Origin of the sequence: Microbacterium aurantiacum, assembly GCF_031625015.1 — a bacterium.
In the GTDB taxonomy this organism is placed as follows: Bacteria; Actinomycetota; Actinomycetes; order Actinomycetales; family Microbacteriaceae; genus Microbacterium; species Microbacterium aurantiacum.
In genome coordinates this window covers 681,749-695,043 of the sequence record NZ_JAHWXH010000001.1, presented here as the reverse complement: position 1 = coordinate 695,043, position 13,295 = coordinate 681,749, and the positions used below count along the sequence as shown (strand labels likewise).

At 67.4% G+C, this 13,295-nt stretch carries 15 protein-coding genes; 13 read left to right on the top strand and 2 right to left on the bottom strand.

Going from position 1 to position 13,295, the window contains the following annotated elements:
• Window positions 1-9: 9 nt before the first annotated feature.
• The 11 genes from folE (at window position 10) to KZC50_RS03205 (ending at window position 11,130) form a co-directional block, all read left to right on the top strand.
• On the top strand, window positions 10-597 hold the full coding sequence (folE, locus tag KZC50_RS03255; protein ID WP_236967832.1) for a GTP cyclohydrolase I: 588 nt from the start codon (window positions 10-12) through the stop codon (window positions 595-597).
• A gap of 11 nt (window positions 598-608) precedes the next feature.
• Window positions 609-1,430: a dihydropteroate synthase gene (gene folP / locus KZC50_RS03250; RefSeq protein WP_375294583.1), complete on the top strand. Its 822-nt coding sequence runs from the start codon at window positions 609-611 to the stop codon at window positions 1,428-1,430.
• Window positions 1,403-1,777, top strand: coding sequence for a dihydroneopterin aldolase (gene folB / locus KZC50_RS03245; protein WP_053546534.1), 375 nt, complete (start codon window positions 1,403-1,405; stop codon window positions 1,775-1,777). Before folP ends, folB begins: the two co-directional genes overlap by 28 nt.
• Window positions 1,774-2,307: a 2-amino-4-hydroxy-6-hydroxymethyldihydropteridine diphosphokinase gene (folK, locus tag KZC50_RS03240; protein WP_310890600.1), complete on the top strand. Its 534-nt coding sequence runs from the start codon at window positions 1,774-1,776 to the stop codon at window positions 2,305-2,307. The genes folB and folK overlap by 4 nt, the downstream gene beginning before the upstream one ends.
• Window positions 2,304-2,819, top strand: a complete 516-nt coding sequence (locus KZC50_RS03235; protein WP_236967836.1) for a DUF3180 domain-containing protein — start codon at window positions 2,304-2,306, stop codon at window positions 2,817-2,819. Before folK ends, KZC50_RS03235 begins: the two co-directional genes overlap by 4 nt.
• 25 nt (window positions 2,820-2,844) lie before the next feature.
• Entirely contained in the window at window positions 2,845-3,411 is a 567-nt protein-coding gene (locus KZC50_RS03230) for a PH domain-containing protein (protein ID WP_375294582.1), read from the top strand.
• Complete coding sequence (locus KZC50_RS03225; protein WP_310890599.1) at window positions 3,408-5,093, top strand: PH domain-containing protein; 1,686 nt, start codon at window positions 3,408-3,410, stop codon at window positions 5,091-5,093. The genes KZC50_RS03230 and KZC50_RS03225 overlap by 4 nt, the downstream gene beginning before the upstream one ends.
• The gene (locus tag KZC50_RS03220; RefSeq protein WP_236967839.1) at window positions 5,090-5,797 is read left to right on the top strand and encodes a DUF2520 domain-containing protein; all 708 of its coding nucleotides are present in this window, start codon (window positions 5,090-5,092) and stop codon (window positions 5,795-5,797) included. The genes KZC50_RS03225 and KZC50_RS03220 overlap by 4 nt, the downstream gene beginning before the upstream one ends.
• Window positions 5,798-5,879: 82 nt before the next feature.
• A complete protein-coding gene (gene lysS, locus KZC50_RS03215; protein WP_053546530.1) occupies window positions 5,880-7,406 on the top strand; it encodes a lysine--tRNA ligase in 1,527 nt (508 codons plus the stop codon).
• Between the two features lie 236 nt (window positions 7,407-7,642).
• Window positions 7,643-8,581 carry a HamA C-terminal domain-containing protein gene (locus tag KZC50_RS03210; protein ID WP_310890598.1) on the top strand — a complete coding sequence of 313 codons (939 nt, stop codon included), beginning with the start codon at window positions 7,643-7,645 and terminating at the stop codon, window positions 8,579-8,581.
• Complete coding sequence (locus KZC50_RS03205; protein WP_310890597.1) at window positions 8,578-11,130, top strand: DEAD/DEAH box helicase; 2,553 nt, start codon at window positions 8,578-8,580, stop codon at window positions 11,128-11,130. The genes KZC50_RS03210 and KZC50_RS03205 overlap by 4 nt, the downstream gene beginning before the upstream one ends.
• On the opposite strand, the gene KZC50_RS03200 is transcribed toward KZC50_RS03205, so the two are convergent.
• Window positions 11,127-11,849 carry a DCL family protein gene (locus KZC50_RS03200; RefSeq protein WP_310890596.1) on the bottom strand — a complete coding sequence of 241 codons (723 nt, stop codon included), beginning with the start codon at window positions 11,847-11,849 and terminating at the stop codon, window positions 11,127-11,129. The genes KZC50_RS03205 and KZC50_RS03200 overlap by 4 nt on opposite strands.
• A gap of 119 nt (window positions 11,850-11,968) precedes the next feature.
• Here KZC50_RS03200 and KZC50_RS03195 point away from each other — a divergent pair, with 119 nt between their 5' ends.
• Complete coding sequence (locus tag KZC50_RS03195; RefSeq protein ID WP_310890595.1) at window positions 11,969-12,451, top strand: hypothetical protein; 483 nt, start codon at window positions 11,969-11,971, stop codon at window positions 12,449-12,451.
• Window positions 12,452-12,503: 52 nt separating this feature from the next.
• Window positions 12,504-12,824 (top strand): hypothetical protein, encoded by a 321-nt coding sequence (locus KZC50_RS03190; RefSeq protein ID WP_310890594.1) that lies wholly within the window; start codon window positions 12,504-12,506, stop codon window positions 12,822-12,824.
• 156 nt (window positions 12,825-12,980) lie between these two features.
• On the opposite strand, the gene KZC50_RS03185 is transcribed toward KZC50_RS03190, so the two are convergent.
• Window positions 12,981-13,262 carry a helix-turn-helix domain-containing protein gene (locus KZC50_RS03185; RefSeq protein ID WP_242090337.1) on the bottom strand — a complete coding sequence of 94 codons (282 nt, stop codon included), beginning with the start codon at window positions 13,260-13,262 and terminating at the stop codon, window positions 12,981-12,983.
• Between the last annotated feature and the right edge of the window lie 33 nt (window positions 13,263-13,295).

Here is a 13,295-nt window from a genome sequence, read left to right as displayed (position 1 = left end):
GCTCGGTGCGTGGCCGTCGATCGTGAACGGGTCTCCGCACTGGTGAGGGACCTGCTGGAGGCGATCGGGGAAGACCCCGATCGCCCCGGGCTCAAGCACACACCGCAGCGCGTCGCCGACGCCTACGCCGAGTTCTTCGGCGGGGTGGGGGAAGATCCCGCGGCGCCCCTCGCCCACACGATCTCGGTCTCGCGCGGCCCTGCTCCCGAGACGCTGCCCTCGGGTGCGGTGATGCTGCGCGACATCCTCTTCCGCTCGGTCTGCGAGCATCACCTCCTGCCCTTCCGCGGGCACGCGCACATCGCGTACCTGCCCGGTGAGCAGGTCGTCGGCCTCGGTGCCCTCCCGAAGGTGGTCGACATCCTCGCCGCCCGCCCGCAGGTGCAGGAGCGCCTCGGCGAACAGATCGCCGACGTCATCACCGCGAAGCTCGACGCGCGGGGCGTCCTGGTCGTCCTCGACGCCGCGCACGAATGCCTCACGATGCGCGGAGAACGCCAGCCCGACGCCTCGACCGTCACCATCGCGGCACGCGGCGCGCTCGCCGAACCCGCCGCCCGCGCCGAAGTCGTCCTCCTCCTCGGAGCGCGCCCGTGACGGCGCTCATCATGGGCGTGGTGAACGTCACCCCCGATTCGTTCAGCGACGGCGGACGCTTCCTGGATGCCGAAGCCGCCGTCGCGCACGGGCTGCGCCTGCGCTCCGAGGGCGCGGCGATCCTCGACGTCGGCGGCGAATCCACCCGACCCGGGGCCGAGCGGGTGACCCCCGAGGTCGAGCAGGAGCGGGCGCTGCCGGTCATCGCGGAGCTCACGCGGCAGGGTGCGGTCGTCAGCATCGACACGCTCAACGCCTCCACGGCGGCCGCCGCCGTCTCCGCCGGAGCGCGGCTGGTCAACGACGTCTCGGGCGGTCTCGCCGATCCGGACATGCTGGCCGCCGTCGCGGCATCCGGCGCCGACGTCGTGCTCGGGCACTCGCGGGGGCCGTCGTCGGACATGTACGCCCGGGCCCGGTACGACGACGTCGTGGGCGAGGTCGTCGCCGAACTCGGCGCCCGGATGGACGCCGCGACCCACGCCGGGATCCCGCCCGCGCGGGTGCTGGTCGACCCCGGCATCGGATTCGGCAAGCGCGGCGAGCAGAACTGGGCGACGCTGCGCGGACTGTCCCGGATCGTGGCGATGGGCCCGCGCGTCCTCGTCGGCACGAGCCGCAAGCGCTTCCTCGCCGAGTCGCTCGCCGACGACCCCGGCGACGCATCGGTCGAGCGGCGTGACCTCGCCACCGCCGTCACGAGCGTCCTGGCCGCACAGGTCGGGGTGTGGGGCGTGCGCGTCCACGACGTGGCCGCCACCCGCGACGCGCTCCTCATCGCCGAACGCTGGAAGGGAGATCACCGATGGACGTCGCCGATCGCATCACGCTGAGCGGGCTCCGGGTCTTCGGGTACCACGGCGTCTACGACGACGAGAAGCGCGACGGACAGGACTTCGTCGTCGACCTCCGGCTCGACCTCGACACCCGTCCCGCCGCCGCGAGCGACGACGTCGCCGACACCGTCCACTACGGCGAGCTGGCGGCATCCGTCGCCGCGGTCGTCGCGGGCGACCCGGTCGACCTCCTCGAGACCCTCGCGCAGCGCATCGCCGACGTCGCGCTCGCCGATGCGCGCGTCGCGCGGGTGGAGGTCACGGTGCACAAACCGCAAGCGCCCATCGCCCTGCAGTTCGACGACGTCTCGGTGACCATCGCACGCTCCCGGACCGCGGCATGAGCCGGCGCCTCGCCGACGGCATCCAGGCGGAGCCGCCTCGTTCCGATCGCCCCGTCGAGACGGCGATCGTCGCGCTCGGCGCCAACCTCGGCGACCGCGTGGAGACGCTCGAGGCCGCGGTGGCCGACATCCGTCGCCTGCCGCTCGTCGACGGGATCCGCGTCTCGCCGGCGGTCGAGTCCGTCGCGGTCACGCTGGACGGGCCGGATGCCGAGGCCCCGGCCTACCTCAACGCGGTCGCGATCGTCCGCACCCGCCTCGCGCCGACGGTGCTGCTCGGGTACCTCCACGCCATCGAGGCGCGCCACGGGCGCGTCCGCCGCGAGCGGTGGGGCGACCGCACCCTCGACCTCGACCTCATCGCGTACGGCGACGTCCGCAGTGACGCCCCCGCCCTCCTCCTGCCGCACCCGCGCGCGGCGGAGCGCGACTTCGTCCTGGAGCCGTGGCTCGCACTCGATCCGGATGCCGTCCTCCCCGGTCACGGCCGCGTCGACGCGCTGCTGGCGGACCTCCGGAACCGTCGATGAACCGCACGGGGGCAGGGGTGCTCATCGTCGCGGCGGTGCTCGGCGGTGCCGCGGGGTTCGTGCTGAACCAGGTGCTGACCGCGACCGGGCGGCCGACCTTCACCCCCATGGTGTCGCTCCCGATCCTCCTGCTCCTCCTCGGCGCGGTCGTGGTGGTGCTCGCCGTGCCGATCCGCCAGGCGACACGCGGACGCGGGCGGGCGGCGCTGAATCCCTTCCGGGCGCTCCGGATCGCCATGCTCGCCAAGGCCTCCAGCATCGTCGGCGCCGCGATCGGCGGATTCGGTCTGGGGCTCCTGGCCTTCCGTGCGACGCTCCCGGTGGCGCCGTCGGTAGGCTCGGTGGGCACGCTCATCGCGACCGCCGTCTGCGGCGCGGTCCTCATCGCGGCGGCCCTCGTGGCCGAGCACCTGTGCACCATCCGGAAGGACGACGATGACGAACAGCCCGGAGCCGGAGGCCCCGGTCCCCACGACCCCCTCGGAGCCGGACCCGGCGAGCCGACCCACTGAGGCCGATCGGCCGGCGGCCGTCGCGCTGCCCGCCGAGGCCCCTCAGGGGACGGAGGCCGCGCAGACGGACGAGCCGGCGACGTTCGACCGCATCGTCGAGTCCCGGTCGGAGTCGCGCCTCGTCCTCGCCGAGGGCGTCTGGCACCAGATCTCGCCCCGCTACGTGTGGGTGCAGCTGCTGTCGTCGGGAATCGTCCTGGCGCTCGTCGTCGCGGCGACGCTCGTCCTCGTGCTCGCCTTCGGGCAGGTGTGGGCGTACATCCCCGGCGGGATCTTCACCGTCATCATGGTGTGGACCCTCGCGATCCTGCCGCGGCAGGCGCGGGCGATCGGCTACCGGTTGCGCGAGGACGACCTCGTGTTCCGTCGCGGCATCCTGTGGCAGCGGTTCGTCGCCGTCCCCTATGGCCGCATGCAGCTCGTCGACATCACGCACGGTCCGCTCGACCGCGCGTTCGGCATCGCCCAGCTGAAGTTCGTCACCGCAGCCGCGGCGACCGGGGTCACGATCCCGGGGCTGCCCCAGGCGACCGCCGACACGCTGCGCGACCACCTCGTCGAGGTCGCCGAGAGCCGGCGCACCGGCCTATGACCGCTCCCGATCCGAACGACGGTCCGGGCGGGGCACCGAGCGCGGGCCCCGGCGCCCCGCCGCCCGCGCTCGTGCGCTCACCGCTCAGCGACGGCGAGTGGCACCGGCTGCACCCCCTCACTCCGCTGCTGCGCGGTGGACTTTTCCTCCTCGTCGTCATCGGCATCGTCGTGGCGAACCTCCGCGACCGGCTGATCGCGATCTTCTTCCCGTGGTCCGGTGAGGACGGCGTGGATGTCGACATGCAGGGTGACCCGGTCGACTTCGTCATCGACAACAACCTCTACCTGGTGGCGCTCCTCATCGTCGTCGGGGTGCTCGCCGTCCTCGTCGGCGGGTTCTACCTCTCCTGGCGCTTCCACACCTTCCGCATCACCGATGACGACGTCGAGGTGCGCAGCGGCATCCTGTTCCGCACGCAGCGCCGTGCTCCGCTGGATCGCGTGCAGGGCGTCAACCTCACGCGGCCGATGATCGCCCGCCTCCTCGGGATGGCGAAGCTCGAGGTGATCGGCGCCGGAGCCGACGGCAACGTGCGCCTGGAATACCTCTCGACCGAGAACTCCGAGGCGGTCCGGGCCGACATCCTGCGCCTGGCCTCGGGGCAGCGGTTGGCGGAGGAGAGCGCACGGCGCGAGGCGGCCGGTTCGCGGGTCGCGGCGCTCGGCCAGACGGTCTCGCGGGGGCTGACCGGACTCGTCGAGGGCGAGGAGGCCCCCGTCGCCGAACCCGAATCGGTGGTGGACATCCCGGTCGCGCGGCTGATCCTGTCGCACGTGGTCAGCACGACCACCGTGATGCTGATCCTCGGCGTCGTCGCCGTCGCCGTCGGAGCCGCACGCGGGACCCCGTGGCTGCTCTTCGCGATCGTGCCGGGTCTCATCGGCGTCGGAGCGTACTGGGTGCGTTCGATCATCCGCTCGCTGCGGTATTCGATCGCGCCGACGCCCGACGGCGTGCGGATCACCTTCGGCCTGCTGACCACGATCACCGAGACGGTGCCGCCGGGGCGGATCCACGCGGTCGAGATCACCCAGCCGATCCTGTGGCGCCCCTTCGGCTGGTGGGCGATCCGGATCAACCGCCTCAGCGGACGCAACGCCGCTGACACCTCGGCCGATCAGTTCACCACCGCGCTTCCGGTCGGCACGGCCGCCGATGTCGAGCGCGTTCTGCGGCTGCTGCAGCCGGGTGTGCCGGCGGACGAATGGGGAATGATCGTCACGCAGGGGATGGTCGGGCCCGGCCGGCGACCAGCGCCTGTCGGCGAGGACGATGCCGAAGCGACGGATGCCGCAGCGGATGCGTTCCGGACCTCCCCGCGTCGTGCGTGGCCGCTGCGACCCCTGTCGTGGCGACGCAACGGCTTCCGCGTCACCCCCGACCTGCTGCTCCTGCGTCGCGGGTTCATCTGGCGTCGCCTCGCGATCGTGCCGCTGGCGCGCCTGCAGTCGATCGGCATCGATCAGGGCCCGCTCGACCGTGCTCTGCGGGTCGCCGGGCTCCGGGCGCACATCGTGTCGGGTCCGGTCTACGCCTCGCTCGGAGCGATCGATCGCGACGACGCCGTCGCCGCCTTCGACGACATCGCGCACGCCGCCGTCGCCGCGGCGGGCGACGACCGGTCGCACCGATGGGCGGAGTACCTCGAGGCACCGGTTGATCCGGAGAGCGGGTCGTGAACCGCGACGGCCGCCTCGGCGTCGGCATCGTCGGCGCCGGCCGCGTCGGGCCCGTGCTCGGTGCGGCGCTCGCGGGTGCGGGGCACGCGCTCGTGGGAATCACCTCGGGCTCCGATCGTGAACGCGTCGAGGCGATCCTCCCCGACGTACCGGTCCTCGATGCTCCGGAGGTCGTGCGGCGCAGCGAACTGGTCGTCCTCGCCGTGCCGACCGCCGAGCTCCCCGGGCTCGTGCGCGGGCTCGCCGAGACCGGGGCCTGGCAGCCCGGGCAGCTCGTCCTCCACACCGACCCGGCCTCGGGGGTCGGCATCCTGTCCGATGCGGCCGCACGCGGGGCCATCCCCCTCGCCATCCACCCCGCGATCGCGTTCACCGGCACCTCGATGGACCTCCGGCAGCTGCACGGCGCCTTCGCCGCGGTCACGGCACCCGGGCCGGTCCTGCCCATCGCCCAGGCCCTCGCGGTCGAGATGGGGTGCGAACCCGTCGTCATCGCCGAGGAGGACCGCGCGGCCTACGCGGAAGGCATCGCCACAGCGACGACCTTCTCCCGAGAGATCGTCCGGCAGTCCACCGGTCTGCTCTCCCGTGCGGGGGTGCCGGAGCCGGGTCTTTACCTCTCCTCCCTCGTGCATTCCACGATCGATCACGCGCTCGCCGGCTCGCGCGCCGCGCGGGATGCCGAGCCGCCGAGCGAGTCCTGAACGCGCGGGCCGCGGCATCCGTCGGCGCGGGTCCACGGGTCGTCCGCCGGTAGACTTGCCCGGTCTTCCGAGGAGCCCCCACATGTCTGACACCGCACCCGACGCCGCCCCCGCGCCCGAGCCGACCGAAGAGGACGTCTTCGAGCAAAAGGCGGTGCGCCTGGCCAAGCGCGAGCGCCTCATCGGCGAACGAGCGGATGCCGCGGGCGGTGCGTACCCGGTGACCGTCCCGGTCACCGACACGATCCCGGCCCTGCGGGCTCGTTTCGGCGACCTCGAGGCGGGTGCCGAGACCGGCGTGACCGCGTCCGTCGCGGGCCGCATCGTGTTCAGCCGCAACACCGGCAAGCTCTGCTTCGCGACGCTCCAGTCGGGCGACGGCAGCCGCATCCAGGCGATGGTCTCCCTCGCGCAGGTGGGCGAGGAGTCGCTCCAGGCGTGGAAGGAGCTCGTCGACCTCGGCGACCACGTCTCGGTCACGGGCGAGGTCATCTCCAGCCGCCGCGGCGAGCTGTCGATCATGGTCACCGCGTGGCAGATCGCGGCGAAGGCGATCCTGCCGCTGCCGAACATGTACAGCGAGCTGAGCGAGGAGAGCCGCGTGCGCTCGCGCTTCCTCGACCTGATCGTCCGTGATCGGGCGCGGGAGACGGTCGTCGCCCGCTCGACCGTCAACGCCAGCCTCCGCTCCACGTTCGCCGCGCACGACTTCGTCGAGGTCGAGACGCCGATGCTCCAGGTGCAGCACGGTGGGGCCTCCGCCCGCCCGTTCATCACGCACTCCAACGCCTTCGACACCGACCTGTACCTGCGGATCGCGCCGGAGCTCTTCCTCAAGCGCGCCGTCGTGGGCGGGATCGATCGCGTCTACGAGATCAACCGCAACTTCCGCAACGAAGGCGCCGACTCCACGCACAGCCCCGAGTTCGCGATGCTCGAGGCCTACCAGTCGTACACCGACTACCGGGGGATCGCCGACCTGACGCAGGAGCTCATCCAGAACGCCGCGGTCGCGGTCGCCGGATCCACCACCGTGACGTGGGCGGACGGCACCGAGTACGACCTCGGCGGCCAGTGGGATCGCCTCTCGATGTACGACTCGCTGTCGGCGGCGGCGGGCCGCACGCTCTCGCCCGAGACGCCGTACGACGACCTCGTCGCCCTCGCCGAGGAGCACGGCGTGGAGCTCCCGCCGCACCCCATCCACGGCAAGCTCGTCGAGGAGCTGTGGGAGCACTTCGTCAAGCCGACGCTCACGCGGCCGACGTTCGTCATGGACTTCCCGCTCGACACCAGCCCGCTCGTCCGCGAGCACCGCTCGATCCCCGGCGTGGTCGAGAAGTGGGACCTGTACGTCCGCGGGTTCGAGCTGGCCACCGGCTACTCCGAGCTCGTCGATCCCGTCATCCAGCGCGAGCGGTTCGTCGAGCAGGCCAAGCTCGCCGCCCGGGGCGACCTCGAGGCGATGCGCATCGACGAGGAGTTCCTCCGCGCGCTCGAGCACGGCATGCCCCCGACCGGCGGCATGGGCATGGGGATCGACCGGCTGCTGATGGCGATCACGGGCCTCGGCATCCGCGAGACGATCCTCTTCCCGCTGGTCAAGTAGCACCGGCGGTCTCGCCGGGTCAACGCCGCCCGACGGCACGGAACGCCCAGTCGGTTCTCTTGCCCATTCACCGTGTTGCAATCAGCGCTCAGTTCAGATGCTCGAAACTGGTCGGTGGCCGTAGCTGTGCGTGTCGCGTGGCAGCCAGCCAACGTCCGTAGCGGGCGTTAGCGTGAGACATCGGGCAGTCGAGCGTGACCCTCGCGACGAAGCTACTGTTCCCGCCGAGGTGACAATTGGATGACGACGCAGATCTGATCGAGAGGTTCTTGGCCCTCGCCCGGGGTGAGGACCAAGCGCTGCTCGCGTTCCTGCCCCCCTTCGACGACGCAGTTCTCGTTCCGGGCACGGCGACGACCGTTCGTACCCCCTTTGTCGCGCACGACATCAATGGAGCGCCGGCGGTCGACCAACTCGCCGGGACCATGGCGGGCGCTGTGCTCGACTTCTGCATCCCGCGCGCGAAGACGGAGAAGGCGAACGCTGAGTACCGAGAGACGGGCTCGACATCATCGCTCGTCGCGCTGGTGGAGCAGGCGCGTGACCTTTTCGTCAAGTCAGAGAAGTCCGGCGAGGGAGGCGAACTGCTGCTATTTCTTCTGATGGAACGCCTCCTCCATCGCCCGCAGCTCCTGTCAAAGATGGCGCTGAAAACCAACACGCAGGTTCACGTGCACGGATCGGATGGCATTCACGCATCCCTGGCCGACGATGGGGTGCTTGATGTCTACTGGGGCGAGTCCAAGCTCTACGCCTCGAGCTCTGACGCGTTCAAAGACTGCTTCGAGAGCATCGCTCCGTATCTGAGTCCAGACGGCGACTCGAGGCGACGGCAGGATCTTCTGTTGGTGCGGGACCATCTGAATGTTGACGAAGCCCGGCTCGCTGCTCATCTCCTGGAATACTTCGACGATTCCAATCCAAAGACCCTCCAAGTCCGATGGAACGGTGTCTGTCTCGTCGGGTTTGATCACGCGAATTACCCCAACATCGCAGCGCTCACGGATGCGAACAGGGCCGCGGTTACGGCCGCCGTAAAACGCTGGCACAAGACAGTGTTCTCACGTGTCGAGCAGTTCGAAGTCTTGAGTGTTGGTATCGACCTGTTCTGCATACCAATGCCGGATGTAGCCACACTCCGGGCACGGGTGCTCGAAAGGATGGGGGTGAAGTGAGTGCAGCCGCCGAGCTGGAGGAGGTTGTGTTCAACTCGCGCAAGTTTCGCGAGGTGCTTGCGGACACGCGGCTGCTCACCCTTCGCGCCGAGTTTGACTCCATCGATTGGAAGGATTCTCTGCCGACGATCGATTGGAGCTTCGCGTTGTTGTACGCAAGCGCCCTCACGTCCGTTGAGTCGGAACGATCCCAGTCCGCAATTCTCCGAATAGCCACGGCTTGCATCCTGACCTCCGACGCTCAACCAGAACACAGGGCCGCTGCCGCCGCGCTACTCGAACGCAGCGGCAACCATATGGCGGTGGAGCTCGCCGAGGGGCGAGGTCGAATTCCTCTCGACGCGTGGCTCGAGCTTTCCGGTGCGCTCAGGTTAGAGGTGATGAGGGCCAGGATCGAGCACTCAGTGCGACTCTCCCACGGTGGTCTGATGGCAGTGAATCCTTTTCAGGGCCGATTCTGGGCTGCGGTCGAGGCGAACGACTGGCTCAGTGTGTCCGCTCCAACATCCGCAGGTAAATCCAGGATCATTCGCGAGCACTTCCTTGAGGTCACACGCGAGAGGGCGAAGTTCACCCTCGTCTACGTGGTGCCGACCCGTGCACTGATCGAAGAGGCATCTAGGGATCTCCGCCGCGAGGTCGCCGAGGGCGTTGGTGTATTTACTTTGCCCTGGGACCCGGATCTTGCTGCATCAGAGCGGACCATCCTTGTTGTCACGCAGGAACGCCTTCATCTCGTGCAGGAGATGTTTCCCCATCTGATGGTGGACCTCATGTTTGTCGACGAAGCTCAGTCGCTCGCGGGAGACGCTCGCGGTGTGCTTCTCCAGCGCGCTATCGAGCGCGTAGTCCGCACGAGTCCTAAAGCTCGTATTGTCTTCGCTAGTCCGCTCAGCTCTAATCCGGAACTTCTCATTGAGGCCGCACCAACGGCGATCAGGGCGAGCGCGTTCGTGTCAGAGACGGTAACGGTCAATCAGAACCTCGTCTGGGTCGAACACGTGGATCGGAAGCCAAAGCAGCGTGCCATCTCGCTCATCGCGGATGGGAACCGAACGATGGTCGGGGAGATCGAGCTCGCACAGCGTGCCACGACCGTTCCACTCAGAATCGCCCTGGTTGCCCGAGCGCTATCTGGAGGGGGTGGGGGCAACGTCATCTACGTGAACGGGCCTGCGGAGGCGGAAAAGGTGGCGAAGGCGGTCTATGAGCAGTTACCGCAGGACGACGTCGATGGGGAGATCGAAGACCTGCGCGCGCTCATCCGCACCGCAATTCACAACAAGTACCTGCTCGCTGACGTTCTTGGCCGCCGAGTCGCATTCCACTACGGAAACATGCCACTGATAGTTCGGTCTGAGATTGAGCGCCTGTTTGGTGAGGGCAAGATCCACTATCTCGTTTGCACCTCGACCTTATTGGAAGGCGTGAATCTGCCATGCCGCACTATTTTCATGCGCAACCCGCAGAAAGGGGTTGGTAACCCGCTGAGCGAAGCTGATTTCTGGAACCTCGCAGGACGTGCGGGCCGGTGGGGCAAGGAATTCCAAGGCAACATCGTGTGTATCGATACGGATGATGACGGTCTTTGGCCGAATCTGCCGCTCGTGCGGAAGAGGTCTGCAATCAAGCGGGCGGTCAATGAGGGGTTGGATGACGTCTCCCGGCTGCTCGCCTTCATACGCAGCGTTGATGTCGTTCATGAAGACAGCACCGCCGAAGGGCTCTTTGCCTACTTGTGTGCGCGCGCTTTGGAGGGTGAGCCAAACGATCATCTCCTCGATCGAATCCCCGTCGACGCTGAACGAGAGGAAGTTCACCTCGCGATCAACCATGTGGTCTCTTCGGCGACAGTCCCGTCGGCTCTGGTCGCCAGGCATAGCGGCATCTCGCTAACCTCCATGGAGCGGCTACTTCAGAGCTTCCGCGCCTCCGGGAGCTCTCCTGCGCACCTGGAGCTGCCACTGCCTGAAGAGCCCAACGCTCGGCAACGATTCCAGGAAGCGTTGGTTCGCATTGGTGGCACGATGACGACCGTTTTTGGATCTTCGCAAGAGGGAGAGGACCGCCGGAAATGGCAGCTCGCAAACCTCATCGTGAATTGGATGAAGGGCATGCCGCTGTCGAGGCTCATTGATCAACGCATTGCCAGCAGCACGATCACGCCCGCCGTCGCGATACGGAGTGTCATGACGGATATCGAATCGATCGCACGATTCCATGCGCCGAAGTATCTTGCCTGCTACTCCGACCTGTTAGGGGTCTATGCGGCCGAACTCGGCATGGATGAGATCGAGCGCCCGGATTACGCGATGATGCTTGAGCTTGGGGTGTCTCGTTCTAGCGAGGTGGCCCTGATGTCACTCGGACTTTCACGCACGGCTACCGTCGTCCTGGCTGACTACGTGGGAGTCGACGATTGGTCAACGGCAGAGGCGCTCACCTGGCTTGCGGCCCAGAACCTCGATGGATTGGGCATTCCTGTGTTGATTCAACGAGAGGTCAACGAAGTGGTGTCGACAGCGATACGACGCACTGCAGCCAATTAGGGCTGAGGCGTCCAGTCGGCCTCCGAAGAGCGACTGCGATGTGCGGCCTCGCTCCTCGTCGCCAAGCCCAAGACGGCGTGCTGAGCGTGAAATTTCAGCCATCGCGACGCTTGGGCGCGGTCCGCAAGCCGGCTCCCGATCGCGGCGTCGGTAGGTTTGGCGGGAGCCACCGGGATAGTTGCCCACCCGCCCTCGCCCTCGGCGAAGCGGGAGGTGAGCTGTGCCCAAGTCGGGTTCACATAGATCACTTGAGCGTCGTTTCGGTCGTTGATGACTGCATCGCTCAGAGCGCTGACAGGTTCGCCGTCCTCGGCGAATTGCGCCTCGCGGAAGGCGAGCCGCCGATGTTCGACTTCACTGCGTAGGGCTTCTTTTGCGTCTGACTTGGCTGAGTGCTGTCGGATTGCAGTTATGTAGCTGAAGTCGATTGTTGAGCCATCGACTCGTCGTATCCAGATACCGATGGCATCCCGTCCCACGTGCACTCCGGGGGCGTCCTGGGTGCGACCGATGAAGAACTCTTCGACGCCAACTCCCACTTTCTCTTCGAAGTCGGGGTGCCTCTCGAGGACCTCGGCGAGCATCCGCTGGTGCACAGGGTCAGTCACTGTGCCACCGACGGCGTACCCGGAGTTGCGAAGAATTTCGCGGAAGGCCGCCTCTGCTGAGCTCCGGGTATTCCACCGAAAAGAGTCGAGGATCACTGGGATGCTGGCCACTCCCGAATCCTAGAGGGAGCGATCGACCGCGAGGGTTGCGGGGGAAAGTCCGGCCAAGTCTCAGCAGTCTCGTAGCGGAGCCTGAGAGCGGCTCGTACATAGAGTTCGCGAATTAGACTGTGGAGCACGAGGAGATGGTCGACATGACGACGATCAATGACACCGCCGAACAGTTGCGTGAGTTAGCCAACTTGCACCGCCGGCGGGAGCTCATCGAAGAGACGATCGAGCAGCGCATCCTCACGCTCTGGCGTGCAGGTGGATGGTCGCTGCAGGAACTTGGCGCTGCGATCGGCAAGCGTGCCTCGCAGGTCTCGCGGATCATAGCGAGGTTGGAAGAGCGAAGCGTGAGCTTGGCGGACGCGCGCCGCACCATCACAGCAATGGAGCTCGTACGTCGAGCGCAGCGGGGGGAGATCGATCACGGGGAGTTTGTCGCGCTGCTCAAGAACTGGCGGTACGACCCGAAGTACACGGTCCACGACGAGTCCGACGACTGGGAGATCGCGGATAACAGTTTCGATGCCGTCTACCACGCCTATGTTGGTCTCGATCTGTTAACCGCGGAGGAGTACGAGGAGATCCAGAAAGCTGGCACCTAACCAGTCGCCGCCGTGAGCAGCAACTTGCCGCTTCGCCCGATATCAGTAGCGGATGCAGACAATCATCACCGCGCGACAGGCTACGGAGGGAATCCGGATGACAACACTTAGCAAAAGGGAGCAGGATCGCTATCGTGCCCTCGCGGCCCGAGCGGAAGACGAGCGTTACGCCCCGGTCGAGCAGATGGAGAGGCTAGCCTCGAGGCAGAGCACCACCTCGGAGGAGCTGGATGACTTAGTTCGCGACGTCTACGCGCTGCCCGCTTCCACAACCCCGGCCGGCGCTACCGAGGGCCGAGCCACCGAGGGTGACCTGCAGGAAATCATCGCCCTGGGCGGCGCGAAGCCTGAGGGATCGCCCGAGCCTGCGTGACAGTCCTGGAATCCGCACTGGTGGCCTGCGCTGCATGCCGCCACAGCCGAATGGCGCCATCGGGTTCACCGGTGAGGCTGCGGCTAATGCTATGCAGACTGGAGCCGCGATCGCGGTGGCGATGATCACCACCGAGGGGGCGTAGGTCTGACCCCGCTACCGCGCCCTGATGTCCGGGGCGTGCTGGGGAAGAAGAACGGTGAGTTCGACATCGAGCACCTGTGCGACTGCGAGGAGCGTCATCAAGCGGGGGTTGGCGGCCGAGTCCGGTCGAGACTCGCCCTTCTCGAGCTTCTGGAAGGTGTACCTGCTCAGATTCGCTTCGTAGGCGACCCGATCTTGGCTGTAACCGCGCGCCAAGCGCTGCCGTTGGATGTTGGTTCCGATCTCGCGGACGTACGCACTCCAGTCGGAGTTCGAGGACGAGTCTCTGCGCACCCTCTCAGGCTGACCGCGAGGCCTCCATCTCAA